This window comes from Saccharospirillum salsuginis, from assembly GCF_014651855.1.
GTDB lineage: Bacteria > Pseudomonadota > Gammaproteobacteria > Pseudomonadales > Natronospirillaceae > Saccharospirillum > Saccharospirillum salsuginis.
Genome location: NZ_BMXR01000003.1, coordinates 205,536 through 228,508, shown reverse-complemented (window position 1 = coordinate 228,508; position 22,973 = coordinate 205,536). Strand labels below are relative to the sequence as shown.

23 protein-coding genes are annotated in these 22,973 nt (G+C 59.9%); 9 read left to right on the top strand and 14 right to left on the bottom strand.

All coding sequences use genetic code 11. The annotated features are described in order from the left end of the window. Nucleotides 1–18 precede the first annotated feature (18 nt). From IE111_RS07265 to IE111_RS07225, 9 genes are all read right to left on the bottom strand, one after another. Nucleotides 19–957: a substrate-binding domain-containing protein gene (locus IE111_RS07265; protein ID WP_189607885.1), complete on the bottom strand. Its 939-nt coding sequence runs from the start codon at nt 955–957 to the stop codon at nt 19–21. A gap of 148 nt (nt 958–1,105) precedes the next feature. Beyond that, nucleotides 1,106–1,885, bottom strand: a complete 780-nt coding sequence (locus IE111_RS07260) for an ATP-binding cassette domain-containing protein (protein ID WP_189607884.1) — start codon at nt 1,883–1,885, stop codon at nt 1,106–1,108. Next, nucleotides 1,882–2,964, bottom strand: a complete 1,083-nt coding sequence (locus tag IE111_RS07255; RefSeq protein ID WP_189607883.1) for an ABC transporter permease — start codon at nt 2,962–2,964, stop codon at nt 1,882–1,884. Before IE111_RS07255 ends, IE111_RS07260 begins: the two co-directional genes overlap by 4 nt. Before the next feature lie 254 nt (nt 2,965–3,218). Next, nucleotides 3,219–4,241, bottom strand: a complete 1,023-nt coding sequence (locus IE111_RS07250) for a sugar ABC transporter substrate-binding protein (protein WP_189607882.1) — start codon at nt 4,239–4,241, stop codon at nt 3,219–3,221. Between the two features lie 500 nt (nt 4,242–4,741). Further along, a complete protein-coding gene (locus tag IE111_RS07245) occupies nt 4,742–7,240 on the bottom strand; it encodes a hybrid sensor histidine kinase/response regulator (RefSeq protein WP_189607881.1) in 2,499 nt (832 codons plus the stop codon). 12 nt (nt 7,241–7,252) lie between these two features. Next, nucleotides 7,253–7,987: a response regulator gene (locus IE111_RS07240; protein ID WP_189607880.1), complete on the bottom strand. Its 735-nt coding sequence runs from the start codon at nt 7,985–7,987 to the stop codon at nt 7,253–7,255. Between the two features lie 176 nt (nt 7,988–8,163). Further along, on the bottom strand, nt 8,164–8,619 hold the full coding sequence (locus IE111_RS07235; RefSeq protein ID WP_189607879.1) for an aminoacyl-tRNA deacylase: 456 nt from the start codon (nt 8,617–8,619) through the stop codon (nt 8,164–8,166). Nucleotides 8,620–8,783: 164 nt separating this feature from the next. Beyond that, nucleotides 8,784–9,254, bottom strand: a complete 471-nt coding sequence (locus tag IE111_RS07230) for a hypothetical protein (RefSeq protein ID WP_189607878.1) — start codon at nt 9,252–9,254, stop codon at nt 8,784–8,786. Nucleotides 9,255–9,351: 97 nt separating this feature from the next. Beyond that, the gene (locus IE111_RS07225; RefSeq protein ID WP_189607877.1) at nt 9,352–9,933 is read right to left on the bottom strand and encodes a hypothetical protein; all 582 of its coding nucleotides are present in this window, start codon (nt 9,931–9,933) and stop codon (nt 9,352–9,354) included. Between the two features lie 71 nt (nt 9,934–10,004). On the opposite strand from IE111_RS07225, the gene IE111_RS07220 reads away from it, so the two are divergent. From IE111_RS07220 to IE111_RS07210, 3 genes are all read left to right on the top strand, one after another. Further along, the gene (locus IE111_RS07220) at nt 10,005–10,538 is read left to right on the top strand and encodes a Crp/Fnr family transcriptional regulator (RefSeq protein WP_189607876.1); all 534 of its coding nucleotides are present in this window, start codon (nt 10,005–10,007) and stop codon (nt 10,536–10,538) included. Nucleotides 10,539–10,700: 162 nt separating this feature from the next. After that, nucleotides 10,701–11,087 carry a DUF302 domain-containing protein gene (locus tag IE111_RS07215; RefSeq protein ID WP_189607875.1) on the top strand — a complete coding sequence of 129 codons (387 nt, stop codon included), beginning with the start codon at nt 10,701–10,703 and terminating at the stop codon, nt 11,085–11,087. Nucleotides 11,088–11,692: 605 nt separating this feature from the next. Next, nucleotides 11,693–12,205 carry a cupredoxin domain-containing protein gene (locus IE111_RS07210; protein ID WP_189607874.1) on the top strand — a complete coding sequence of 171 codons (513 nt, stop codon included), beginning with the start codon at nt 11,693–11,695 and terminating at the stop codon, nt 12,203–12,205. Nucleotides 12,206–12,310: 105 nt separating this feature from the next. Here IE111_RS07210 and IE111_RS07205 read toward each other — a convergent pair whose 3' ends face one another. Next, nucleotides 12,311–12,766 (bottom strand): ATPase, encoded by a 456-nt coding sequence (locus IE111_RS07205; protein WP_189607873.1) that lies wholly within the window; start codon nt 12,764–12,766, stop codon nt 12,311–12,313. Nucleotides 12,767–12,839: 73 nt separating this feature from the next. Beyond that, on the bottom strand, nt 12,840–14,186 hold the full coding sequence (locus tag IE111_RS07200; RefSeq protein ID WP_189607872.1) for an APC family permease: 1,347 nt from the start codon (nt 14,184–14,186) through the stop codon (nt 12,840–12,842). A 314-nt stretch (nt 14,187–14,500) separates the two neighbouring features. Between IE111_RS07200 and IE111_RS07195 the strand changes: the two genes are divergently transcribed. From IE111_RS07195 to IE111_RS07180, 4 genes are all read left to right on the top strand, one after another. Further along, the gene (locus tag IE111_RS07195) at nt 14,501–15,664 is read left to right on the top strand and encodes an ABC transporter permease (protein ID WP_189607871.1); all 1,164 of its coding nucleotides are present in this window, start codon (nt 14,501–14,503) and stop codon (nt 15,662–15,664) included. After that, nucleotides 15,657–16,757, top strand: coding sequence for an ABC transporter permease (locus tag IE111_RS07190; protein WP_189607870.1), 1,101 nt, complete (start codon nt 15,657–15,659; stop codon nt 16,755–16,757). Before IE111_RS07195 ends, IE111_RS07190 begins: the two co-directional genes overlap by 8 nt. Beyond that, on the top strand, nt 16,754–17,623 hold the full coding sequence (locus tag IE111_RS07185; protein WP_189607869.1) for an ATP-binding cassette domain-containing protein: 870 nt from the start codon (nt 16,754–16,756) through the stop codon (nt 17,621–17,623). The genes IE111_RS07190 and IE111_RS07185 overlap by 4 nt, the downstream gene beginning before the upstream one ends. Nucleotides 17,624–17,767: 144 nt before the next feature. Next, entirely contained in the window at nt 17,768–20,278 is a 2,511-nt protein-coding gene (locus IE111_RS07180; RefSeq protein ID WP_229805274.1) for a heavy metal translocating P-type ATPase, read from the top strand. 27 nt (nt 20,279–20,305) lie between these two features. Here the strand turns inward: IE111_RS07180 and IE111_RS07175 are convergent, their stop codons facing one another. Next, complete coding sequence (locus tag IE111_RS07175; protein ID WP_189607867.1) at nt 20,306–20,740, bottom strand: hypothetical protein; 435 nt, start codon at nt 20,738–20,740, stop codon at nt 20,306–20,308. A gap of 186 nt (nt 20,741–20,926) precedes the next feature. Between IE111_RS07175 and IE111_RS07170 the strand changes: the two genes are divergently transcribed. Together IE111_RS07170 and IE111_RS07165 are read left to right on the top strand one after the other, a co-directional pair. Further along, entirely contained in the window at nt 20,927–21,730 is an 804-nt protein-coding gene (locus IE111_RS07170) for an LOG family protein (RefSeq protein WP_189607866.1), read from the top strand. A gap of 62 nt (nt 21,731–21,792) precedes the next feature. After that, nucleotides 21,793–22,128, top strand: a complete 336-nt coding sequence (locus IE111_RS07165) for a cation transporter (RefSeq protein WP_189607865.1) — start codon at nt 21,793–21,795, stop codon at nt 22,126–22,128. On the opposite strand, the gene IE111_RS07160 is transcribed toward IE111_RS07165, so the two are convergent. Then, nucleotides 22,125–22,454, bottom strand: a complete 330-nt coding sequence (locus IE111_RS07160; protein WP_189607864.1) for a hypothetical protein — start codon at nt 22,452–22,454, stop codon at nt 22,125–22,127. The two genes, IE111_RS07165 and IE111_RS07160, sit on opposite strands and share 4 nt — an antisense overlap. A 3-nt stretch (nt 22,455–22,457) precedes the next feature. After that, a complete protein-coding gene (locus IE111_RS07155; RefSeq protein ID WP_189607863.1) occupies nt 22,458–22,949 on the bottom strand; it encodes a c-type cytochrome in 492 nt (163 codons plus the stop codon). Between the last annotated feature and the right edge of the window lie 24 nt (nt 22,950–22,973).

Genomic DNA, 22,973 nt, shown 5'->3' with positions numbered 1-22,973 from the left:
CGCCCGGCCGATCGATGATCAATAGCCGGGCGTTTGCGTTCCATCGTCCTCGTCGACCACGGTATCCCGACTGATCAGATGCGTCGGAATGCGGATGGTCAACGGCGCTCCGCCGGACCGTTCGAGCCGTTCCAGACTCTTCTCGACCGCCAACCGGGCCATTTTGCGGGGCGATTGCGCCGCCGTGGCCATCAGGTTGGGCTGGTTGTCGCGCATGGCGTCCAGAAAAGCCGGGGAGCCATCCACCGAGACGATTTTCACATCCCCGCGACCGCTCAGTTCGGCGGACTGGGCCGCGCCCAGGGCAGACGGGTCGTTGATGGCGAAGATACCCTGCACATCCGGATGCTGGCTGAGCAGGAAGGTGGTGGCCTCCAGGCCACCGCCATAGGTGCCGCCGCCATTGAACTGGTCGCTGACCAGGTCGATGTCCGGGTAGTTGTTCAGAATCGCGCGGCAGCCGGCCACGCGCTCGGTCACCGAGGACACATTGGCCCCGTTGATGATGGCGACCGGGCCCCGGTGGTCGAGCTGATCGACCAGATGCTGGCAGGCGATCTCGCCGGCCTGAACATTGTCCGTGGTGACGGTGATGTCCGCCCCCTGGGCGTCGATGTCGATGGCGGTGACGACGATGCCGGCTTTCTGCGCCAGCCGGATGTCGGGCTCGATGGCCTGGCTGTCGGCCGCGTTCAGCAAGATGATGTCGACCTGTTCGTCGATGAACCGGCGGATCTGCCGACGCTGTCGCTCCAGGTCGTAGGCGCTGGAGACCACGGTCAGATCCACCGGCCGGTCGGACTGTTCGTTGGCCGCGTCCTGGATGTACTCGGCCAGGCTGTAGAAAAACGGATTGCCCAGATCGGACAGGCTGGCGCCGATCCGCAGCGGCTCCTCGGCCGTCGTGCTGAGTGTCATGATCAGGCCCAGGAAGCAGGCGGCGAGGAGTCGTTTCATGGGTGGTCTCGTTTTGGGTGGGTTTGACCCTCTCTGTAGGAGCGCACTCCGTGCGCGACCGTCCAGCGGTGGCACTCTCTCGCCACTTGTAGCATGTCGCGCAGGGGACTGCGCTCCTACAGGCTCCAGGTGTGGGAGGGTCTCTTCTTCAAGCCGCGTCGGACTCCACCTCCACCGCCCCGGTCATGATCGCCACGGCGTCGGACATGGTGTGCGTATCCGGCCGGATCACGGCGGCGCGTTTGCCGAGGCGGTGTACGTGAATCCGATCGGCCACTTCGAACACATGGGGCATGTTATGGCTGATCAGCACCACGGGCAATCCGCGATCGCGCACGTCCTTGATCAGGTTGAGCACGCGCCGGGATTCCTTGACGCCTAAGGCGGCCGTCGGTTCGTCCAGAATCACCACCTTGCTGCCGAAGGCGGCTGAGCGAGCCACGGCCACGCCCTGGCGCTGGCCGCCGGATAAGGTTTCGACGGCCTGGTTGATGTTCTGGATGGTCAGCAAGCCCAGATCGCTCAGCTGTTGCGTCGCCTGGCGGCGCATTTCGGCCTTGTCCAGCATGCGGAAGACGGAGCCCAGAATGCCGGGTTTGCGCAGTTCGCGCCCCAGAAAAAGGTTATCCGAAATGCCCAGCGCCGGGGACACGGCCAAGGTCTGGTAGACGGTTTCGATGCCGGCCTCGCGCGCCTGCATCGGGCTGGAGAAGCTAACCGGCTCGCCGTTCATGCGGATCTCGCCGGCGTCCGGAGTCAGGGCGCCGGACAGCGCCTTGATCAGCGAGGACTTGCCGGCGCCGTTGTCGCCGATCACGGCCAGCACTTCGCCGGGGTAGAGTTCGAAGTCGGTCTCGTCCAGGGCGGTGACCCGCCCAAAGCGTTTGACCAGGCCCTTGGCCGACAATACGGGAGTTGCGTTGCTCATGCGGAAGCCCTCCGGATCCACTGGTCGATGGCGACGGCCACGATGATCAACAGGCCGACGGTGAATTCCTGCCACAGCACATCCACACCGGCCAGCGCCAGGCCGTTGCGGAAGATGCCGACAATGAGTGCGCCGATCAGGGTGCCGAAGATCGAGCCGCGCCCGCCGAACAGCGAGGTGCCGCCGATGACCACGGCCGTGATGCTGTCCAGGTTGGACATGAAACCGACCTGCGGGCTGACCGAACCGATGCGGCCGATCATCAGCCAGGCGGCGACACCGCAGACCAGGCCGGCGACGACGTAGATGGACATCAGCACACGTTGGGTGCGGATACCGGCCAGTTCGGCGGCGTCCTTGTCGTCCCCGGTGGCGTAGACGTGACGCCCCCAGGCGGTCCAGTTCAGGGCGTACCAGACCAGACCGAACAGGGCCAGCATCAGGAGGGACCCGTAGGTCAGCCGCGCGCCGAAGACTTCGAACGAGGTGCCCATCCATTGCAACAGGGGCGCTGTGGCTTCGATGTCCTGCGAGCGGATGGTCTCGCTCTTCGAGTACCAAAGGTTCAACGCGAAGAAGATGTTCCAGGTACCCAGCGTCACGATGAAGGGCGGCAGCTTGACCTTCGTGACCAGGGCCCCGTTGATGGCGCCGCAGAGCGCGCCCATGCCGAGCCCCAGTGTCACCGCCAGCGCCGGTGGCAGACCGAACTCGACCGCCATCCGGCCCATGACGACCGTGGACAACACCATGATGGCGCCGACACTCAGGTCGATGCCCATGGTCAGAATGATCAGGGTCTGGGCGATGCCCAGAGTGCCGATGATGGTGACTTGCTGCAGCACCAGCGACAGGTTGAACGGCGCCAGGAAGCGCTCGCCGACGATCATCGTAAACGCGGCGATGGCCGCCAGCAAAACAATGGCCGGCGCCGCCGTCGGGTTAGCGTGGAAGAATCGGTGCAGTCGCTGCAATCCGGTCTGGACCTCGGGCTCATTGCGCTTCGCCAGCGTACCGCTGACCGATTCCGCAATGCGCTCGTGGTCCGAGACGGACGGGTTGGATTTGGATTGAGTCATGTGCGGCTCCGGTGTAATTGGGTCTTGTGGGAGCGCACTCCGTGCGCGACAGGTGGACGGTGCCACCGCTGAAAGGTCGCGCACGGAGTGCGCTCCTACGGGTTTTGTTCGTAGGGCGGAATGGTCCGACACGTCGGAGCCGGAGGCGTTATCCACCGGGTGGGCGAAGCCCACTGCCGTGCCTAGGGTTTAGCCATTGCCACGGTATAAGCGGCAGATAACGCCTTCAGCTCTTCCGCCCTACTTCACGTTCATCACCCCCAGCACTGGTTCAGGCCGGCACTGGAGTCGATGCTCTCCACACCATCCACCGGCTGGTCGGTCACCAGGGTCACACCGGTGTTGTAGAAGTCCTTGCCCGGGGTCGGTTCGGGCTTCTCGCCGGTCTTGGCGTAGGCGGCGATCGCTTCCACGCCCATCGAGGCCATCTTCAACGGGAACTGCATGGAGGTCGCGCCGATGACGCCGGCGTCGATGTTCTGAACGCCCGGGCAGCCGCCGTCGACGGAGACGATGGTGACCTGGTCTTCCAGACCGACGGCTTTCAGCGCTTCATAGGCACCGGCGGCGGCCGGTTCGTTGATGGTGTACACCAGGTTGACCGAGGGGTCTTTCTGCAGCAGGTTCTCCATAGCGCGGCGACCGCCTTCCTCGGAGCCCTGGGTGACGTCGTTGCCGACGATGCGCGGGTCGTCTTCGTCGCCGATGTCGTTCGGGTCGTTCAGGTCGATGCCGAAGCCCTGCAGGAAGCCCTGGTTGCGGGCCACGTCGACGGTGATCTCGCTCGGGTTCAGGTCGAGCAGCGCGATCCGGGCGTCATCGGCCTTGTCGCCCATTTTGGCTTTCGCCCACTCACCGATCATGACGCCGGCCTTGAAGTTGTCGGTCGCGAAGGTCGCGTCGGCGGCGGACGCCGGGCTCAGCGGCGTGTCCAGCGAGATGACCAGCAAACCGGCCTCGCGGGCGCGCTCGATGGTCGGCACGATGGCGGCTGGGTCGTTGGGCGTGATCAGGATGCCGTCGGCGCCGGCGGCGACCAGGTTCTCAACCGCCTGCACCTGGGATTCGTTGTCGCCGTCGTAACGGCCGGAGAAGGTGCGCAGCTCGATGCCCATCGCTTCGGCCTTTTCGGTCGCGCCTTCCTTCATTTTCACGAAGAAGGGGTTGGTGTTGGTCTTGGTGATCAGACCGACGATGACGTCGTCATCGGCGAATGCGCCTGCGGAGGCGAAAGTGATTCCGGTGGCGACGGCCAGTGTCTTCAGAGGTGCTTTCATGATCAGTCCTGCCTTTGTCTTGTTGTTGTGGTCGGTTGAACAGGCTCGGTGAGCCCTCGATATCCACTTTACGCAGGCGTACTAACCGGGAATTTCAGGCGGGGAGGCCGGTTTGAAACAATTGAAACATTTGGGGGTAGGTCGTCGTAGGGTGGGCACGGCCCACCATGGGAGAACAACTAACCTCGTTAACACCCGAGGAACACTACCCCGCCACGGACCAACGACCGACTTCAAACCAACGAGTAGGTCGGATTAGCCGCAAGGCGTAATCCGACATTCCTGCCGGGCCGAAATACACACCTGTGCCTCGATTCCAACGTTGGATTACGCCTTCGGCTACCGGAGCGCCGGCCGATCCAACCTACTAACGACCTATGGTTTGTTGTTCTCCCATGGTGGGCGGTGCCCACCCTACGGGTTCTCAGGCATGTTGGGTGGATCGGTTCGACGTCTCGGAGCCGAAGGCGTAATCCAACACAAGACACCCATCCCCGTTTTCACGGAAACAACTGCCGAAACATGGCCTGAGTGAGCGGTTTCTGGATAAACGGCCAGGTGATGTCGAGCCCCAGTTCCTGTTCGAGCCGTTCTTTCGGCAATCCCGATATCAGCAGGCACCGGGTCTCGGGCCAGTATTTGCTGGCCATGTTGACCACATCCAGACCGGTCAGGTGGCCGGCCAGATTCACATCCGAAATCAGCAAGCCGGCGGCCGAGTCGGAATGCTGGGCCCAGTCGATGAATTGCTCGCCGTGCTCGAAGCTGTGGACGGTGAAACCGCGCTGCTCGAACAGCTCCGTCAGCGCCTCCCGGACGGAGGCGTCATCCTCGACCAGGGCGACGCCCCGGCTTGCATCGAACCGAATCGGTTCCAGCGTGGCCTCCACCGATTCGGGTTGCGGGTCCCGCGCCAGGGGCCACGTCAGGGTGATGGTGGTCCCCTGCTCCGGTACCGATTCCAGCCGGAAATCGCCGCCGCTTTGCCGCACGAACCCATAGACGGTGCTCAACCCGAGGCCACTGCCCTGACCGACCGGCTTGGTGGTGAAGAAGGGTTCGAGCACCCGTTTCTGCAGCGCCGTTGGGATGCCGGTGCCGGTGTCGGCCACCTGAACGCTCAGAGTCCCCTCGGCCGCATTCACCCAGGAACGAATGGCGATGCGTCCACCGCCCGGTATGGCGGCGGCACTGTTCAAGGCGAGGTTCAGGATGGCGTTCTCGAGTTGCGACGGGTCGATGAAGAGCGTCGCCTCGGGCGCGGCCAGGTCCAGCGACAGGGTGATGTGTTGCGAGACGCTGTATTCCAGCAATTCGGCCATCCCGTCGAGCAGGGGGTCCACGCGCACCCACTCGGGTTGTAACTGCTGTTTGCGGCTGAACGCCAGCAGGCGCTGCACTAGTTGCGCGCCCCTTTCGCTGACGTTAAGCGCCCGTTGCAGGTATTTCGTCGCCTTGTCGGGCATGTTGTCCAGTCGATCGAGCAGTTGCAGGTTGCCCATCAGCGCGGCCAGCAGGTTGTTGAAATCGTGCGCCACCCCGCCGGTCAGTTGGCCTAGGACTTCCATTTTCTGGGACTGCTGCAGTTGTTGTTCGGCGGCGCGGCGTTCGGTCAAATCGCTGTACAGGGTGACGAACCCCCCGTTGGGCATCGGCTGGCTGCGGAATTCGATGATCTGGCCATCGTCGTAATGCCGCTCGAAACTCTGATTGCTGTGATGACGCTCGGCGTTCAACGACTGCATGTCGACGGACTGCTGATGCAGGTTCAGGTTCCGGTGGCGCTTGCGCGACATCAGCGCCTGAACCTCGTCCAGCGACATTCCGGCGTGGATGTCCTCCGCTACAAAGCCGAACATTTCCAGGTAGCGCCGGTTCCAGGTGACCAGCCGGCCGTCCGCCGAGAAGACGCTGAGCCCGTCCTGGATCTGGTTGAAGATGGTTTCCAGCAGGGTTTTCTGGGCATCCAGTTCGTTGCTGGTGCGTTCGGCGGCCAGGGCGTGATCGCGGAAGATGTCGTAGGCGGTGACCAGATCGCCGATTTCATCGTCGCGCTCGATGTCGATGCGCGCCGGCGCGTCCTCACCCCGGGAGAGATAGCCCATGTCCTCGGTCACGACGGACAGGTCCCTGATCAGACGCCGGTTGTTCAGGTAGTAGATTCCGATGCCCAGCAACAACACCAGTGCCAGGCCGACGGTCATCAGCATGCTCCGGCTGACCTGAATGGAGACGGCCCGCTGCTGATCCAGGACGACTTTTTGGATGTCCGCCGCGAAGGTATTGGTTTGCTGGGTCAGTTGCTCGGAATGGGTGCGCAGGCGGGCCAGCAGGAAGGCCTTGCTCTGGTCGATTCGCAGCAACCCGCGATGGCTTTTCGTTGCCAGGGCCAGCCAGTCGAGATACTGGTCGGACAACTCGGTCGCCGTCGCCAGCGGGGTCAGCCCGTCCCGGTTGCGACCGGCATAGTGTTCCGGTTGCGTGATGGACAGGAAGTACAACTGCAACGGCAGCCAGGGATTGACCGAAGCCTCGAAGGACTGACGCTCGGCCAATTGATCGACCTCGAACTGGGCCGCGAGCAAATCTTCCCGGGTAAACAGCTCCTCATACACCAGTTCGGCCAGCCGATTCAGGTCGGCCTGGATGTCCGCCAGACTGGCCTGCAGTTCTTCGCGGATCTCGGTGTTCTGCAGCTTCTCCGACAGTGAATAGGCCAATTCATAGCGTTTCTGCAGCCGTTGCCGCTCGGTCTGCAACTGCATGGGGCGCCCCGCGGAGGCCAGATAAGGCGCCATGGCGACGATCTGCGCGGCCTCGTCGGACAGCGACAGGGCATTGCGGATTTCCGGGATCAACAGGGCTTCGAATTCATTCACAGCCGCTCGGGTCTGCGTCAGGCCCTGCCAGGTGACGACAATCAAGCCCGTCGCCAGAACCAGCCCGACCAGAAAGGCGACTAGCGACTTGTTCTGCAGTGTCCATTTAAACGAGCTCATGAAGGCCGGGCGTCACAACCTGGAAACGGCGGCATCGAACCGGTAGCCGATGCCGCGCTCGGTCTTGATGTACTTGGGGGTCTTGGGGTTTTCCTCCAGCTTCCGCCTCAGCCGCAGAATCAGAACATCGATCGTGCGGTCGAAGGATTCGGTCTCGGTCCCGTGGGTGCGTTCCAGCAGGAAATCACGGCTCAGCACCCGGTTGGGGGACTGCAGCAAGACGGTGAGCAGGTTGAATTCACCATAGGTCAGTTCCACCGGCCCGCCCCGGGGGTTCGTCAGGGTCCGTCGGGTCAGGTTCAGTTGCCAGCCATCGAACATCAGCCCCTCCTGAACCTCGTCGCGGACCTTGCGCGGGGTCACGCTCAACTGGGTGCTGCGCCGCAACAGGGCCCGGACCCGGGCGATCAACTCGCGCAGGTTGAAGGGTTTCATCAGAAAGTCGTCCGCCGCCACCTCCAGACCGAGTATCCGGTCGGTTTCGTCGCCCTTGCCGGTGAGCATCATGATCGGGATAGGTGAGTACTCACGAACCTGCTGAGCCACGCGCAGACCGTTCTCCTGCTCCAGTCGCAGGTCGAGAATGATCAGATCGATGTCTTCCTCGGGCAGCATCGCCAGCAGGTCCCGACCCCGTCGCAAGGCCGTGACGCGGTACCCCTCCAGAGACAGGGCATCCTCCAGGACGTCAAGTATGTCGACCTCATCGTCGACCACCACCAGATGGCGGGGTTGTCCAGCCTCCATGGGTCTCTCCAGCTTTTTATTCTTATGGCCGACAGTTGTACACGCCCATATTAATGGATTATTTCAATCCGGTGTGAACGGTCCGGGTATTCCCGAAGGAGGTCCGTTTTGAAGAATACCGACTTCAGGCTGGGAGGGAATGGCCGGGCGGTGTTTCCACCACCGGCCAGGTTGAGTTAGAAGTGCAACACCTGAGGGTGTACCAGGTTGTCGAAATCCTTCCAGCTGATCCTCATCACCTCGTCGTGGCTGCCCGCGTTGAACCAGATCTGTTCATCCTGCCTGAGGTGTTCGTTGACGAAGACGTCCATGTTGTAGAGGTTGCCGAATGGTGGCATGGCGCCGACTTCACAGTCCGGGAAGGCGGACCGGATTTCGTCTTCGCTGGCCAGTTCGAGCTCTCTGGCACCCAGTGCCTTGCGCAACTCGTCCACGTGAACCTGGTCCGTGGACGGCAATACGGCCATGAGCATCCGCCCATCCGCCTTAACGATCACGGTTTTCGCGAATTCGCGGCCGGGGACATGGGCCGCCTGCGCCGTTCGGCTGGCGTCGATGGTCGGTTCATGGGGTTCGGTTTGGTAGGGAACGGACTGATTGTCGAGATAACTGCGCAGTTTGTCGTTGATCATGATGGGCCCTCCTCATTCGCTTGAATGACGCGTTGTGCGGGCATGGAAAAGTCTATCACCGGATCGGGGACTTGCCAGTGCCGATCACGGTCTTGTTGGGCTCTCCCGCCTATGGCTCGAAAACTGGCCGCAGAGCCGTCCGCGACCGCGCTCCCTGGGGTCGGCTATTCGCCACCCTCGTCATACTCGGCCGCTTCGCGTTCGATCATTTGATTCAGCATTTGCTGCATCAGGAACATCTGCCGCTCCATGTTTCGCATCCGACCGTCCCAATCGTCAGTGTCTCCGCCGTTATCCGGTGAGCCCATGCGCCAGCCCTCGCCCATCATCATCATGCCGTTCTGGAGCTCATGCATGTGGTCGTGCATCAGGCGATAGTGCTCTTCCGGGTCGTCGGATTGATGGATTCGCTCCATCAACCGGTTCATGTCCCGAAATGACCGGTCGAATCGATTCCACTGTTCATCGGAATAATCCTCCATCATGCCCGGTCCCATCATGGAATCGCCGCCCATCATGGAGCCATTGCCCATCATGCTGCCTCCGGAACCGGATCCGCCATGCGCGAACACGGTGCCCGCAACCAGCGGAGCCATTATGGCTGTCAGCGCAAGCGTCGTAAGTAAACGTTTCATGGTACTGTCCTCCTTTATCGGATATCGAACACCTTCACGATACCCCTCGCCTAATCGCCCATACTGACTTATATCAACTATCAGTCCGGCTCCTGACTCAATGCGGGCTCTGCCCTCTCGCCAACGCTAAATGGTGGGACTGGTGGTGCATACCGGAAGACAACCAACCGATGAACCCCAATGCCGCCCACCGTTGCTCCCGACGTTCATCGGAGGTCATCAGAGTCAGGACGACCCCCTCGTCGGTGGCATCCAGATCGTATCGATCGCCGGTGGACTCGCCCACCGAGCGCAGGTGACTGGACACCATGCGTTGAATACTGTCGGTCACCCCGGGGGCATCACCGGTTACGCGGAAGCGGATGCCTCCATCGACCCGCTCCGAGTCGACATGGGCCGCTACCGTTACATTGTTCATATCGATCAGATGTTGCCGTAATCGTTCGATGTCCACCCGATTCCAGTCGGTCTCGGGGTCTGCTTCAAGCAGTCCGACTATTTCCTGGATGGTGGCGAACGCGGATTGCCCCGGCTCTGTAGGGACCATTCGAGCGACCGACGCGGGCTGGTGTCCCGCATGGCCGCCAACATCATGCATATCGTGGCCAGCCGACGATTCGGCCTGGACACCGGCGGCCAATAACAAGGCGAGAATCAAAGCAAGGGTTCGTACCGACATGATAACGCTCCTATCGATGGATCGAGCCGCTATCCTTGCACTGGGATCTTGATCGCCACAAGATAGTTATCATGTCTCACTTTCCTTTACGCCTGCTTGACGGTTTATCCGAGGACATTCTGGACCTCGACGAAGGGCAGCGACTGTTTTCCAGAGGCGATCCGATTCGATGGTTGTACATTGTTCGAGCCGGGGAGGTGCATTTGATCCGTCACCTCGAAGCCGGCCAGGAACTGGTTATGAGTCGGTCGGGACCCGATTCGATGGTCGCGGAAGGGTCGATGTTCTCCGACCGTTACCATTGCGATGCGATCTCGATGGGCCCTTCACGGCTGTCCCGATTCGAACGGGGCGCCGTCCAGGCCCGAATCTCCGCCGATCCCGATGCGATCCGGGCCTGGTCTCAGTGGCTCACGCACAGCCTTCAGGCCGCTCGGACTCGGGCGGAAATCCTTTCCCTGAAAACCGTACAGGAGCGCCTGGAGGCCTGGTTCGCCCTGGATCCCGAATCGGAAAAATCGCCCTCCACCTGGAAATCGGTCGCCAATGAAATCGGAGTCAGCCCGGAGGCTCTGTACCGGGAACTGGCCCGACGCAAGCGCTGACACCAGAGAACCCGGTGCTCATGACCCTGAAACGGCCTTTGACTGTTCGGACTTTATATTAGTATTTACAAATACAAACCTTTAAAGCGACCCGGATACCCTTCATTGTCACTGTGATGGCGTGACAATCGCCCAAGTGGACCACCCATGGAGGATGACCCAATGAGCTACACCCTAAACCGTCTGATACAGGATGCCGATTTCGAAACCGTAGACGCACGCGCCCGCCAGGCCCTCGCCGACCACGGTTTCGGCGTACTGACCGAGATCGATGTCCAGGCCACGATGAAAAAGAAACTGGACAAGGAGATGCCGCCCTATCGAATTCTCGGGGCCTGTAACCCGACCATGGCCTATGAAGCCATCGGTCTTGAGCCACGCGTGGGGGCCATGCTGCCGTGCAATGTGATTCTTCGATCTGTAGAAGACGGCGTCGAGGTCAGTGCCGTCGACCCGGTGGCATCGATGAGCGCCATTGACAACGATGAGCTGAAAGCCGTCGCCGGCCAGGTACGGGATCTGCTGAACAAGGCTGTGATGGCTATCTAGTCGAGTGGCCGGACCAATGTCGAACAGTCCGACGACAGAATCCACTTGCGAACGGCAAAGTTGTGTAAACTGTGACCGCCTTGCTTGACTGTCTGCAACCAGACTGGAAGATGCCGGTTGCACGTTCCAACTGGCTTCTACTTCCATGATCCGACGTTTCGGACAACTGTCGTGGTTAACGTCGGCTATGCGCCGCACCGGGTCCCTGGCAATCGGCTTATTGCTGATTGTCCTGCCGGTGTGTGACAGTCTGGCCAGCGTCCACGACCACGCACATCCGGTTAGCGGTCACGAGGCTTCGACCGATGCGGCCGATGCGCATTCATCGGAACCCTGCCACGCACTGAAGGCCGCGCCTTTACCGGCATCGTCCACCGAATCGCCCCTGACAAGTCAGGAGCTTAACGATGAGCACGCCGGGTTTCCGACGGGTGCTTCCAGCCCGTCCCGCACTCTATCAAACCTTCCCACACCCAGAAATGAACAATGGTGTTCGGATCCATCGGTCCATTTGGTGAATTGCGTATTCCTGAACTAGTGGTGGTTCGCTCCGCATCCGTACGAACGAATACCGACCGAAACACTCTGTTTAAGGAACACTGAACATGCTTTTGAAAACGACACTCACCGTCCTCACCTTTGGCCTATCCACGCTGGCGTTCGCAGGCCCTGGCCACTCGGACGATCATGGAGACAACGATCAAGCCAGCTTTGCGGCGGGTCAGCCTGGAACGGAACACGCCGTAAACCGGGTCATCCGGGTCGAAGCCTCCGATCGGATGCGGTTTAATCCGGACGATTGGGCCATTCAACCGGGCGAGACCGTTCGATTTGTCGTTGCCAATTCCGGCCAGATGCCGCATGAATTCGTCATCGATACCGTCCAGGGCAATGCAAAGCATCGCGACGCCATGATGGACGCTATGGCCGAGGGTGGCATGATGGAGCACAACGACCCCAACGCCGTGTCCGTCGCACCCGGCGAAACCGGTGAACTGATCTGGACGTTTTCCGAAAAAGGCACCTTCGAAGCGGCCTGTAACATACCCGGCCACTATGAGGCGGGCATGAACGCCCGGATCGAGGTGTCGAAAGAGACGCTCGCTCAAAATCACTGAGCCCGTTGCCCCGCCCTATCGTTCAGGTAGGGCATTCCGCTGCTTCGACAGGTGGCCACCTTGATTCGGCAACGGAAACCCGGTGGGCAACAACCATGATCTGCTTTAAAGATCATCCATCCGCCCAGTCTGTCGAACCAACCGCATGCTTTCATGTTCTTCCAGTTCCAGTAACGACTGGACCAGATCGCGCGTTTCAGGAATCTCCACCCGAGCCAGTAATGCCTGGTAGAGCGCCATGATTTGATCGTGATAATCGATGACGAGCTTGATGATCGAGTGATAATCCAGATCGGCGAAGGACTTATCGCAATCTTCATGAGGTTTCAGGGGTGAATGCTTTAGATAATCGTACACATAGGTACGTAGAGCCTGTGCTGGAGCCTGTCGCTCGTAATCACCAATGACCTTTTCCAACTTCGCTTCATGTTCGGATAGATAGTCCATTAGAAGACGGGCGCGCTCCTCCTGTGAGGTACTGCAATGACTTAAGCAGGCCGCCAAATTCGCGTGCAACATTCGAGTCCAGTCGATCAGTTCTTCAAATGTTCGAATCTCCATAACCATCCCCCTATACGTTTTACTTCGCTCCAAAGGCTGCTGGCACCTAATCGAATGAGCCTTCACCGGTCGTTCAAGAATCGTGACCGTTAGAACCACCCTCAATAGCCAATTGTGGGGCTCTGCGAAGAAACAGCACTTCCCCAAGGGCAATCAAGGCCATTGCGGAACCTGCCACGACAATAATCAACAAATCGCTCTGGACCTTGACCCAAACAAACCCCACCAGAACCACAGCGTCCAGCCCAATCGCGGTTAACAGCATCAAGCTATTGGCCTCGATATCCCGGCGCAGGTAACGCAAGATCCCCCAGTGCACCGCCATATCCATCACCAGGTAGAAGATAATGCCCAGTGCGGCTATCCGGGTCAGATCAAAAAAGAGCGTCAGAATAAGGCCCAGCACAACGGTATACACCAACGTGTGCCGCTGTATGCTGCCAGGCATGTGGAAGTGGCTGTGAGGTACCAGTTTCATCTGGGTCAGCATGGCCAACATCCGCGATACCGCGAATATACTGGCAAGAATACCGCCCGCTGTCGCTATCACCGCCAGCAGGACGGTGAACCACAAGCCCAGGTCACCCATGGCGGGACGAGCGGCCGCCGCCAGCGAGTAGTTGCGGGTAGCGACAATCTCCTGCAAAGACAGGTTGCTGGCCACGGCGAACCCCACCAGGGCGTAGACCACCACACACAGCATTATGGATATGATGATGGCTCGCCCCACATTACGGTGCGGGTCTTTAACCTCGGCACCGCTGTTGGTAATGGTGGTAAAGCCTTTGAAAGCGAGAATGCCCAGGGCTGTTGCGGCAATGAAGCCGCTGATACTTTCGTTCGGAGAGTTGACCGCTATTCGCATCTCAACGCTGTCGGCGACATACACGCCCACCAGCCCGAACAACACGATGCCGCCAATTTTGACGAATCCCATCAGTGAGGCCACGCCTTGTATATAGCGGTTATCGCCCAGGTTCACTAGAAAGGCGGCTATGATCAGGCCGGCCCCCAGGTACGACACCCACTGACTGCTGTCGCTGATATCGAACAGTTGCAAGGTATAGGCTCCGAATGTCCGAGCCAGGAAGCTTTGGGCGATCACCATTGAGAAATACATCAGCAGCGCGTTGAAGGCGGTGGGCAGAGTATTCCCGTAGGCCTTGTACAAATACATGGCGATGCCGCCCGCCGAAGGGTAAGCATTGGACATTTTGACGTAGGAATAGGCGCTGAAAGCCACGATAACCGCAGCCGAGAGAAAGGCCAGCGGAAACAGGGCACCGGTGAGTTCCGCCATCTGACCGGTCAGGGCAAAGATACCGGCACCAATCATGACGCCCGTACCGAGTGCCACGGTCCCGACCAGGGTCAGACTGTTTTTCCGATACTGCGGTGTACGGTCTTCTTCTCGTGTCATCATAACCTCATTTTATAACCAGAGGTCGGGTTAGCTGAAGAAAGCATACCCAGTTCCCAACCACGCACCCAGCCTAGTTCCTGGATGGCCATATTGAATTGATGCAGGTCATGCTCTTTAAAGTCCCCATAGAATAAAAACGCATAGGTTTTCCAATTCAAAAGAATTGTCTCGGTAACCGTTTCTCGCCATGCATTCAGCCGGTTGTCCAAATTGCTTCGGGTTGACTTGCATCAACACCCTCCTCCTGTTGTGTGCCAATCTGGCTTACATTCAGCCAGTCATCGGCAACGATGAAGGAGGCGGTTTCGTCCATGGCCAACCCGATCCAATCTCTGGCGTTCAGCGCTTACCTGGCGACCCGTGAGCTGGCTACTCAGCCGATCCAGGCCGTACTGGGCATTCTGGTGGCCGGCTTTGTCGTGAGCCTGCTGGTGACATTCCAGGGGTTGAGAGTCGGTATCTACGACGATCTTGAACGGTTTCCCGCCGGGTTGCCCGCCGAACTGGTTATGCTTGAGAAGGGGGTTCGGAATTTGGCCCTGGTCCGCTCCATTTTGCCGCAGTATCTGCGCAAGGAGCTGGAGCAAGTACCAGGCGTTCAAGCCGTCCATCCGCTCGCCTCCATACCGGCCATACTGGACGCCCAAAACCGCAAGACACCGATACAGGTCATCGTCTTTGAAACGGCCGGGGGGCCGCGTGATCTGGTCCGGGGCACCGGACCGGACAAGGCGTCCGGTACCGGCCTGGTCATGGACGATCGACTGGCGCGTTTTCTCGGCTTCGAACCGGGCGATACAGTCCCCCTGTTCGATTTCGACTTCACCCTGACCGGCACCACCCGGGAAACCGCCTCGCCCTTCGCGCCCTATGTCTACATCGACTACGACGGCTTGCTGGACGTTTACTTCCAGCAGGGGACCCGTATCGCACCGGATGCGATGATCTTCCTCAGCGCCTTTCTGGTGGACCTCGACCCCGGCGCGGAAAGCGTTCTAAGAGGACGATTCGGAACCGAATACAGCCTGATGACACCCGAGGCATTGGCCCGGGCCGATCGAAGGGTCGGGCAGCGCATGCTCGATCCGGCGTTGATCCTGTTGGTGCAGATCGGTTTCATCATCGCGGTTCTGACCTTCGGACTGCTGATGTACGCCAAGGCTTTGGGGCGTCAACGGGAATACGGGGTACAGAAAGCGCTCGGCGTGTCCTCCGGCTGGTTGATGGTGCAGTTGACACTGGAATGCGCACTGATCGTCTGCCTGGCCATGCCCGTCGCGGTCGCCGTCAGTTGGGCCACCGGGCAGTTGATCGAATGGCTGTCTCCTTTGTTTCGGGTCGATGTGTTCAGCCTCCCGGTGCTGCTGAACGCCTGGTTGGCCAGCCTCGCAGCGGGTCTGGCCGGTTGTCTGCTGCCCCTGCGTTATATCGCACGCGCCGATCCGGCCATCGTGTTTCGGGGGAGCCATGGTTGACTGGGCATTGAAAACACTGTGGCGGGATCGCCGGTTCGCTCTGGCGGTCATACTCGGCGTGGCCTTTTCACTGCTGTTGGCGACGCTGGTCGAAGGCATGTTCGTCGGGGAGTCGCGCCAGGTGATCGCCTACCCGCGCGATCTCAGCCCCGACCTCTGGGTCGCACAGGAAGGGGTCACCAACATGCATATGAGCACGTCGTTCATCAATGTCGCGGACGCCTATGCCATACCGGACATATCGGGTGTGGGCATGGCCACACCCTTGCTCTACATCAATGGGTTCGTCGCCCACGGCGATCAGCAGACTTTCGCGTATATCGTGGGCACCAACAGCGAACGCACGGAACCGGTTCAACCCGTACAGGGCCAGGCATCACCAGGCCCGGGCGAAGTGATCATTCCGCGGGCATTGGCTCGCAAATTCCAGGTCGATATCGACGATATCATCCAGGTCGCCAACGAACCGGTCCGTATCACTGGAATCGTGGAGGGGTACTTCTCGATGGCGAACTCCATTGCCTTCGTCGACCTGGATTGGTTGCGCGATCGCCTGGATCTGAGCAGCGCCGTCTCGTTCGTTCTGGTCGACCTGGCTCCCGGTTTCACTCCCGCGAATGTCTCCGAAGACATCCGGCGCCGAATCGATGGTGTCTCGGTGACCGAACAGGCGCGATTTCTCGCCAACGACCAAACCCTGGCCCTGCAAATGGGCGGCGAATTGATCGCGATCATGTCGGTTGTCAGCGCCTTGGTGGCGATGCTGGTCGTCAGTTGGTTTGTCACTCTCCTGGTGGCGCGATACCGGGCGGAATTGGCCATCGCCAAAGCCGTCGGCGCCGGCAATGCGCAACTGTTGTTCGCCATTTTGATACAGGCGTTGTTGCTCAGTGCGTTGGGGTTCGCACTGTCCGTGGCGTGTGCGATTCCATTGGAACCTTTATTGGCCCGGTGGCGTCCGGACGTGGCGATTCATCTCCCCATGGTCAGTTTCCAGCGCAACGCCGTGCTGACACTGATCATAGCCGTGATCGCCACAGTGATACCAGTACGCCGCGTCCTACGAGTCGATCCCGCCGAGGTATTCAAATGACTGTCGAATCCCCCCAGTTGATTGCAGCAAATGGTTTGGTAAAGTCCTTCGGCCGGGGCCAAACCCAGGTGCGTGCCGTAAACCAGGTCAGCCTGCGTATCGGCCGTGGCGAATTGGTCCTGATCATGGGTCCGTCCGGCTCGGGCAAGACAACGCTGTTGTCCATGCTGGGCGCTTTATTGAAACCGGATCAAGGCACCATCGCCATCGACGGCCAGCCCCTGGAACAGATGTCATCCCGGCGGATCGCGCGGTTCCGGGCCCGGCGAATGGGGTTTGTATTTCAAGCCTTCAATCTGATGAGTGCTTTGTCGGCACGCGACAATATTCTATTCCCGGCTCGGTTCGGCGAAGGGGTCTCGGACACGACACGCGAGCGGGCCGATCGATTGATGGATCGACTGGGCCTCGGTCACCGTCGGGACGCTCTGCCCGCCATGCTGTCCGGTGGTGAACAACAACGGGTCGCCATCGCCCGGGCGCTGATCAACGACCCGCCGGTTATCCTGGCCGACGAGCCCACCGGAAACCTGGATTCGGCCCGAGGCCAGGAAGTGATGATGATCCTGCACGATATCGCCCGGGACGAAGGTAAATCCGTCCTGATCGTCACCCACGATCCCAGAGTCGAAGAGGTGGCCGATCGGGTGTTATGGCTCGAAGACGGCGCGATTCGGGATCGTCCGCCACAAGAATACGAATGGGCTCGCGACCCGGTGTGCGGTATGAGGGTGGATCGTCAAACCGCTACGAATCGCTTTCTGCATCAGGACCGGGAGTATGTTTTTTGCTCCTCGAGATGCCGGGAACGCTTCATCGCCGACCCAAAACACTATGTCGCGGCACCCGATCAATACACATTGTAAATCGGCTTTGGCGCTCATTTCGCAGAACCGTCGGTGCAATCCTTTTTATGGCGACTACATTAAAAGGTCACTTGACCTTCCAGGAACTATAAGGTCTACCTTAAGGATCGATTCCATACACGGGCGACAACCCAAGGAGTTATGATGGCAACACATACAGAACACTCCCGTTCGGAGGCCGTGGAAACGGACCGAGCGTTACACGATCCGGTGTGCGGCATGGCCGTTACGGCGTCGGATGATCGTCCCCGCAGCGAACACCAGGGCCACAGCTACTATTTTTGCGGCCCACGCTGCCAGCAAAAGTTCGAAGCGAATCCCGAGGCCTACCTGGAAGCGACGGATCCGGTGTGCGGTATGAGCGTCGATCGCGCCGAACCGGCCGCCGTATCCCGTCACGAAGGCCAAACCTACTACTTTTGTTCCGACCACTGTCACCATAAATTTGAACAAGCGCCCGAGAACTATCTGGGAGAACAACCCGCACAGGCCCAGGCGCCGGAAGGCGTGAAATACACCTGTCCGATGCATCCGGAAATTGTTCAGGACGGACCCGGCAGTTGCCCGAAATGCGGCATGGCGTTGGAGCCGATGAACCCGTCGCAGGAAGACACCGGCCCCAATCCCGAGTTGGTGGATTTCACCAGACGGTTCTGGGTAAGCGCCATTGCGTCCATCCCGTTACTGATCATCACCATGGGCCCATTGGTGGGCATTCCGGTCCGGAGCTGGATCGGTGAGACCTGGGTGACCTGGATCGAACTGGTGCTGGCGACACCGGTCATTCTTTGGGCTGCGATCCCTTTTTTCGTCCGTGGTTGGCAGTCGATTCGCAACGTCAGCCCTAATATGTGGACTTTGATCAGTCTCGGGGTCGGCGCCGCCTACGGTTACAGCGTGGTGGCCACCCTGATTCCGGGCGCCTTCCCACCGGCGTTTCGTATGGAATCCGGTCATGTACCGGTCTATTTCGAGGCGGCGGCCGTCATTGTCACGCTGATCTTCCTGGGACAGGTCCTAGAGCTGCGGGCTCGCGAACGCACCGGCTCGGCGATCAAGGCGTTGCTGGATCTGGCTCCGAAAACCGCCGTGCGCATCAATGAGCAGGGCGATGACGAAGAGATATCGCTCGACGAGGTGCACAGCGGGGATCGGCTGCGCGTTAAACCGGGCAGCAGTATCCCGGTCGACGGCACCGTCGCCGACGGTTCCTCCAGTGTCGATGAATCCATGATCACCGGGGAACCGGTGCCGGTCGAAAAAGCCAAGGGCGACAGCCTGACCGGCGGCACCTTGAACAAGCAAGGCACCCTGATCATGACGGCCGAGCGTGTCGGAGCCGACACCGTGCTGTCACAAATCGTCGACATGGTGGCCAAGGCGCAACGCTCACGCGCACCGATTCAGGGTCTGGCGGACCGGGTATCCAGCTATTTCGTACCGACCGTGGTTCTGATCGCCATAGTGGCCTTCATCGTCTGGTCCCTGGTCGGGCCGCAACCGGCCATGGTCTACGCCATCGTCGCTGCGGTGTCGGTGCTGATCATCGCCTGCCCCTGTGCCCTGGGTCTGGCCACGCCGATGTCGATCATGACCGCGACCGGACGCGGTGCCCAGTCGGGCGTGCTGATCAAGGACGCCGAGGCGCTGGAACGGTTCGCCCACATCGATACCCTGATCGTCGACAAGACCGGTACGCTCACCGAAGGCCAGCCTGCTGTGACCGACATCCGGCCTACCGGCGAGCATTCCGAGACCGAACTGTTGTCGTTGATCGGCAGTCTGGAGCGCAGCTCCGAGCATCCGCTGGCCGAAGCCATCGTGACACGGGCGCGCGACGCCGAGGCCAAGCTGAGCGAACCCGAGGCGTTCGATTCGGTCACCGGTAAGGGCGTGACCGGCCGGGTACAGGGTCACGACCTGCTGATGGGCAACGCCGCCTTGTTCCAGGATCACAACATCGACCTGTCCTCGCTCGATCAGGACGCCCAATCCCTGCGGGAAAAAGCCAAGACCGTGATGTACATCGGCGTCGATGGCCAATTGGCCGGATTGATCGCGGTTCAGGACCCGATCAAGAAAACCACGGCCACCGCCATCGCCGCCTTGCAGCGCCAGGGTATGCGGGTGGTCATGGCCACGGGCGATAATGAGACCACCGCAAAAGCCGTCGCCGGGGAACTGTCCATCGACGAGGTCCGGGCCGGTGTGTCGCCGGAAGGCAAGCAAAAACTGGTGGATGAGTACAAACGCCAGGGACGGAAGGTAGCCATGGCCGGCGACGGCATCAACGACGCCCCGGCCTTGGCGGCCGCCGACGTGGGTATCGCCATGGGCACCGGTGCGGACGTGGCCATGGAAAGCGCCGGCATCACCCTGATGAAAGGCGACCTCACCGGCATTGTACGGGCACGCTATCTGGCGCGGGGTACGCTGCGCAACATCAAGCAGAACCTGTTCTTCGCGTTCGTCTACAACTCGCTGGGTGTGCCGGTGGCGGCGGGGATATTCTACCCGCTGTTCGGCGCCTTGCTGTCACCGATGATCGCGGCCGCCGCCATGAGCCTGTCTTCGGTCTCGGTCATCGGCAATGCCCTGCGGCTGCGGGCGATTGACCTGGACAAACCGTTGGAGCGAGCCGAACATTCCCATTGATAGCCATCCACCCATGCCGGGTCCGGGTCAGCGCCCTGACCCGGCTCGTCTCAACCACAGTTCCACCAACCCGACGCTGACCGGTGTCAGCATCATCAATTGCAGAATCGGAACCAGACCCACCTCCAGGCCGGTCAGAGTGGGCATGGTATCCAGGTAGGACCAGCGTCCGGTAGCCAGGGCATGCCACTCGATGGCGAAGCCGACCGCGAAGGCGCCGAGTTCCAGACTCAGCCAACCACGCAACGCGGACGGACCGACCATCCAGCGCCAACGACCCGCGACGATTGCAGCCCATCCATAGAGCAACCAGGTAATGACGACATCCCCGAACGTTGCCTGCAGCATGCCCCAGATCGAACCGTCGTAACTGCCGTGGGTATACAGCAACGGGCACTGGATGTTTTCCCAGATAAAGTGCAGAGCACCCGCCAGTGCGGTGGTCAGGATCAAGAAGTGCATGCTCGTTCCACGAGTAACCGTTCATGACATACCAGGCTATCTCATTTGCGTGCGATTGACCTGCATCAACCCACCCACCCGGCACCGGAATACACTGGAATAAAGCACGCTTCCATCCGGTCTTGCAAGGACAACCGGCATGTTGGCTGAGCGAGACAGATACACGCCCATTGTGCGGAGTTTGCCATGACCAGACATGAGGACATTGCCTATCAGGATCTGGAATTCCTTGAAAGCGATGCCGGCCGACCATTGCGAATTCTATCCGAATATCTCAAACCACTGGCCGCGTTAAATGACGCGGGCATTCAGGATACCGTTGTGTTTTTCGGGTCCGCCCGGTTGTCCGAGTCCGGGAACCAAGCCCACCTTTATGAGGCGGCCCGAACACTCGCGAACGATTTAACGCACTGGTCCATGAATCTGCCCTGTCAAACCCGCCGCTTTATCGTCTGTTCCGGCGGTGGGGGTGGCATTATGGAAGCGGCAAACCGGGGCGCCGCCGAAGCAGGTGGTCACTCGATCGGGTTGAATATCGGGTTGCCTCACGAACAGCACCCCAACGCCTTTATCAGTGACGAACTGGGATTCGAATTTCGGTATTTCTTCATGCGCAAACTGTGGTTTGCCTATCTGGCCCGAGCGATCGTTGTCTTTCCGGGTGGGTTCGGAACCCTGGATGAGTTGTTCGAAATCCTGACATTGAGTCAGACCCGAAAACTGTCCAGACCCATCCCCGTATTGCTATACGATTCACACTTTTGGCGAGAAGTGATCAACTTCGAAGCGCTGCGTCGTCACGGGATGATTTCCGAATCGGATCTGAATTATTTTCAAATGGTGGACCACCCTCACCAGGCGTTCTCGGCACTGAAGACAATCCTTACACCGTTGCTGGACGATACATCTTCTTCGCTCGCGCGCTCATTATGTTGCGATGCGGACAAGGACATGACGTCTTCGGTTCATTCACGGGGAAAATCCGCTTGACCTTCAAGTCGCTGGAAGGTCTATCGTCTCGAAGAGTCAACGGATTTATGGAGGAAAAGGTCATGAGCACTCATCATCGACCCGGCGTATGCGCCAAACATCGGGTGGTCAGACGCTTGAATTTGGCACCTTGCGATCATCACTTGAGAGATGCGGCCCTGTCGGAAATCGATGCTCTGATTGGCATAGACGACGTGTCTTTCGATGACGTCAAACAGCGCCTGACGCTCGCCTACGATGCCACTCGTCTGGATATCGATCGGTTAATCGACATACTGGAAGCCCATCAAGTTCCCCTGCACAATTCAACCTGGGAAAACGCCAAACGGTCCTACTACGAATTTGTGGATGACAACATCAAAGACAGCAGCCAGCGTCCACCCTGGAGTTGCCACTAACGACGTCGACCGGGCACGGTCGGCGGTTTGTTGCAGCAATGCCCGCCTCTCGATTGGGCGTTGGCGCGGGCATTGCCATCCACAAAGCGATACCAGGCGAGCTTGAGCCGAGTCCAGGCTCCGGACGTGTCCAATCCGACACAATCGACCAGCCAGGGCTGCAGTTCGGACCACTGCACATCCGCCGCGTCATAACACACCAGCAGTCGACGTCCCCGGCACTCGACCGAGCCCATGCCCGGCCAATCCTGTAGCGCAATCCGGTCGGATTCAGTCAGAGGCGCCAGCAACAGAACACTCCGACGCACGCGAGTCCCGGCGCTCATCGCTTACTGACCCCGATTGGATTGTTCACGTTCCAGCCATAACTGATAGGTCTTATCCGGCCAATAGCTTTGGAAACTCGCGATCACATCCACGATCTGTTGATCACTCAGCGTATCGTCCCAGCCGGGCATGACGCCGCCCATGGGTTCGCCGCCTTCCTCGATAACCATCTTCAGTACGCTCAACGGATGATGCCAGGCATGGGCAGTACCGTTCAGCGGGGGTGGTGGGTAATTGCCGTTGGCGTCCAACGATTTCCAGTCCGGTGTGGACTCGGCGTTCTGTCCATGACACCCGGCGCAGTTCGCCGCGAACACCTCCTTACCCCGGCTCACCTGTTCTTCGGTGTACCAGCGGTCGGTGCCCGGTTCCGGCTCCAGTGACAGCTGGGTTACATCGATTTCATTAGAGGTGTCATCCGCCGATTCATTGCTCCCGGAGCAGGCGGCTAACCCCAGAATAGCGACCAGGACCGCGATCATTCTCATCGTCATATCGTTTAATCCGTTCTATCGTTG

Excerpts from the sequence above, each read along its gene's own strand:
- IE111_RS07230 (WP_189607878.1), bottom strand. The coding sequence starts at position 9,254 with ATGAAACGTTTACTTACGACGCTTGCGCTGACAGCCATAATGGCTCCG.
- IE111_RS07185 (WP_189607869.1), top strand. The coding sequence starts at position 16,754 with ATGACTGTCGAATCCCCCCAGTTGATTGCAGCAAATGGTTTGGTAAAG.
- IE111_RS07250 (WP_189607882.1), bottom strand. The coding sequence starts at position 4,241 with ATGAAAGCACCTCTGAAGACACTGGCCGTCGCCACCGGAATCACTTTC.
- IE111_RS07215 (WP_189607875.1), top strand. The coding sequence starts at position 10,701 with ATGAGCTACACCCTAAACCGTCTGATACAGGATGCCGATTTCGAAACC.
- IE111_RS07200 (WP_189607872.1), bottom strand. The coding sequence starts at position 14,186 with ATGACACGAGAAGAAGACCGTACACCGCAGTATCGGAAAAACAGTCTG.
- IE111_RS07175 (WP_189607867.1), bottom strand. The coding sequence starts at position 20,740 with ATGCACTTCTTGATCCTGACCACCGCACTGGCGGGTGCTCTGCACTTT.
- IE111_RS07220 (WP_189607876.1), top strand. The coding sequence starts at position 10,005 with ATGTCTCACTTTCCTTTACGCCTGCTTGACGGTTTATCCGAGGACATT.
- IE111_RS07245 (WP_189607881.1), bottom strand. The coding sequence starts at position 7,240 with ATGAGCTCGTTTAAATGGACACTGCAGAACAAGTCGCTAGTCGCCTTT.
- IE111_RS07240 (WP_189607880.1), bottom strand. The coding sequence starts at position 7,987 with ATGGAGGCTGGACAACCCCGCCATCTGGTGGTGGTCGACGATGAGGTC.
- IE111_RS07225 (WP_189607877.1), bottom strand. The coding sequence starts at position 9,933 with ATGTCGGTACGAACCCTTGCTTTGATTCTCGCCTTGTTATTGGCCGCC.
- IE111_RS07180 (WP_229805274.1), top strand. The coding sequence starts at position 17,768 with ATGGCAACACATACAGAACACTCCCGTTCGGAGGCCGTGGAAACGGAC.
- IE111_RS07205 (WP_189607873.1), bottom strand. The coding sequence starts at position 12,766 with ATGGAGATTCGAACATTTGAAGAACTGATCGACTGGACTCGAATGTTG.
- IE111_RS07160 (WP_189607864.1), bottom strand. The coding sequence starts at position 22,454 with ATGAGCGCCGGGACTCGCGTGCGTCGGAGTGTTCTGTTGCTGGCGCCT.
- IE111_RS07190 (WP_189607870.1), top strand. The coding sequence starts at position 15,657 with ATGGTTGACTGGGCATTGAAAACACTGTGGCGGGATCGCCGGTTCGCT.
- IE111_RS07210 (WP_189607874.1), top strand. The coding sequence starts at position 11,693 with ATGCTTTTGAAAACGACACTCACCGTCCTCACCTTTGGCCTATCCACG.
- IE111_RS07265 (WP_189607885.1), bottom strand. The coding sequence starts at position 957 with ATGAAACGACTCCTCGCCGCCTGCTTCCTGGGCCTGATCATGACACTC.
- IE111_RS07155 (WP_189607863.1), bottom strand. The coding sequence starts at position 22,949 with ATGACGATGAGAATGATCGCGGTCCTGGTCGCTATTCTGGGGTTAGCC.
- IE111_RS07255 (WP_189607883.1), bottom strand. The coding sequence starts at position 2,964 with ATGACTCAATCCAAATCCAACCCGTCCGTCTCGGACCACGAGCGCATT.
- IE111_RS07260 (WP_189607884.1), bottom strand. The coding sequence starts at position 1,885 with ATGAGCAACGCAACTCCCGTATTGTCGGCCAAGGGCCTGGTCAAACGC.
- IE111_RS07235 (WP_189607879.1), bottom strand. The coding sequence starts at position 8,619 with ATGATCAACGACAAACTGCGCAGTTATCTCGACAATCAGTCCGTTCCC.
- IE111_RS07165 (WP_189607865.1), top strand. The coding sequence starts at position 21,793 with ATGAGCACTCATCATCGACCCGGCGTATGCGCCAAACATCGGGTGGTC.
- IE111_RS07170 (WP_189607866.1), top strand. The coding sequence starts at position 20,927 with ATGACCAGACATGAGGACATTGCCTATCAGGATCTGGAATTCCTTGAA.
- IE111_RS07195 (WP_189607871.1), top strand. The coding sequence starts at position 14,501 with ATGGCCAACCCGATCCAATCTCTGGCGTTCAGCGCTTACCTGGCGACC.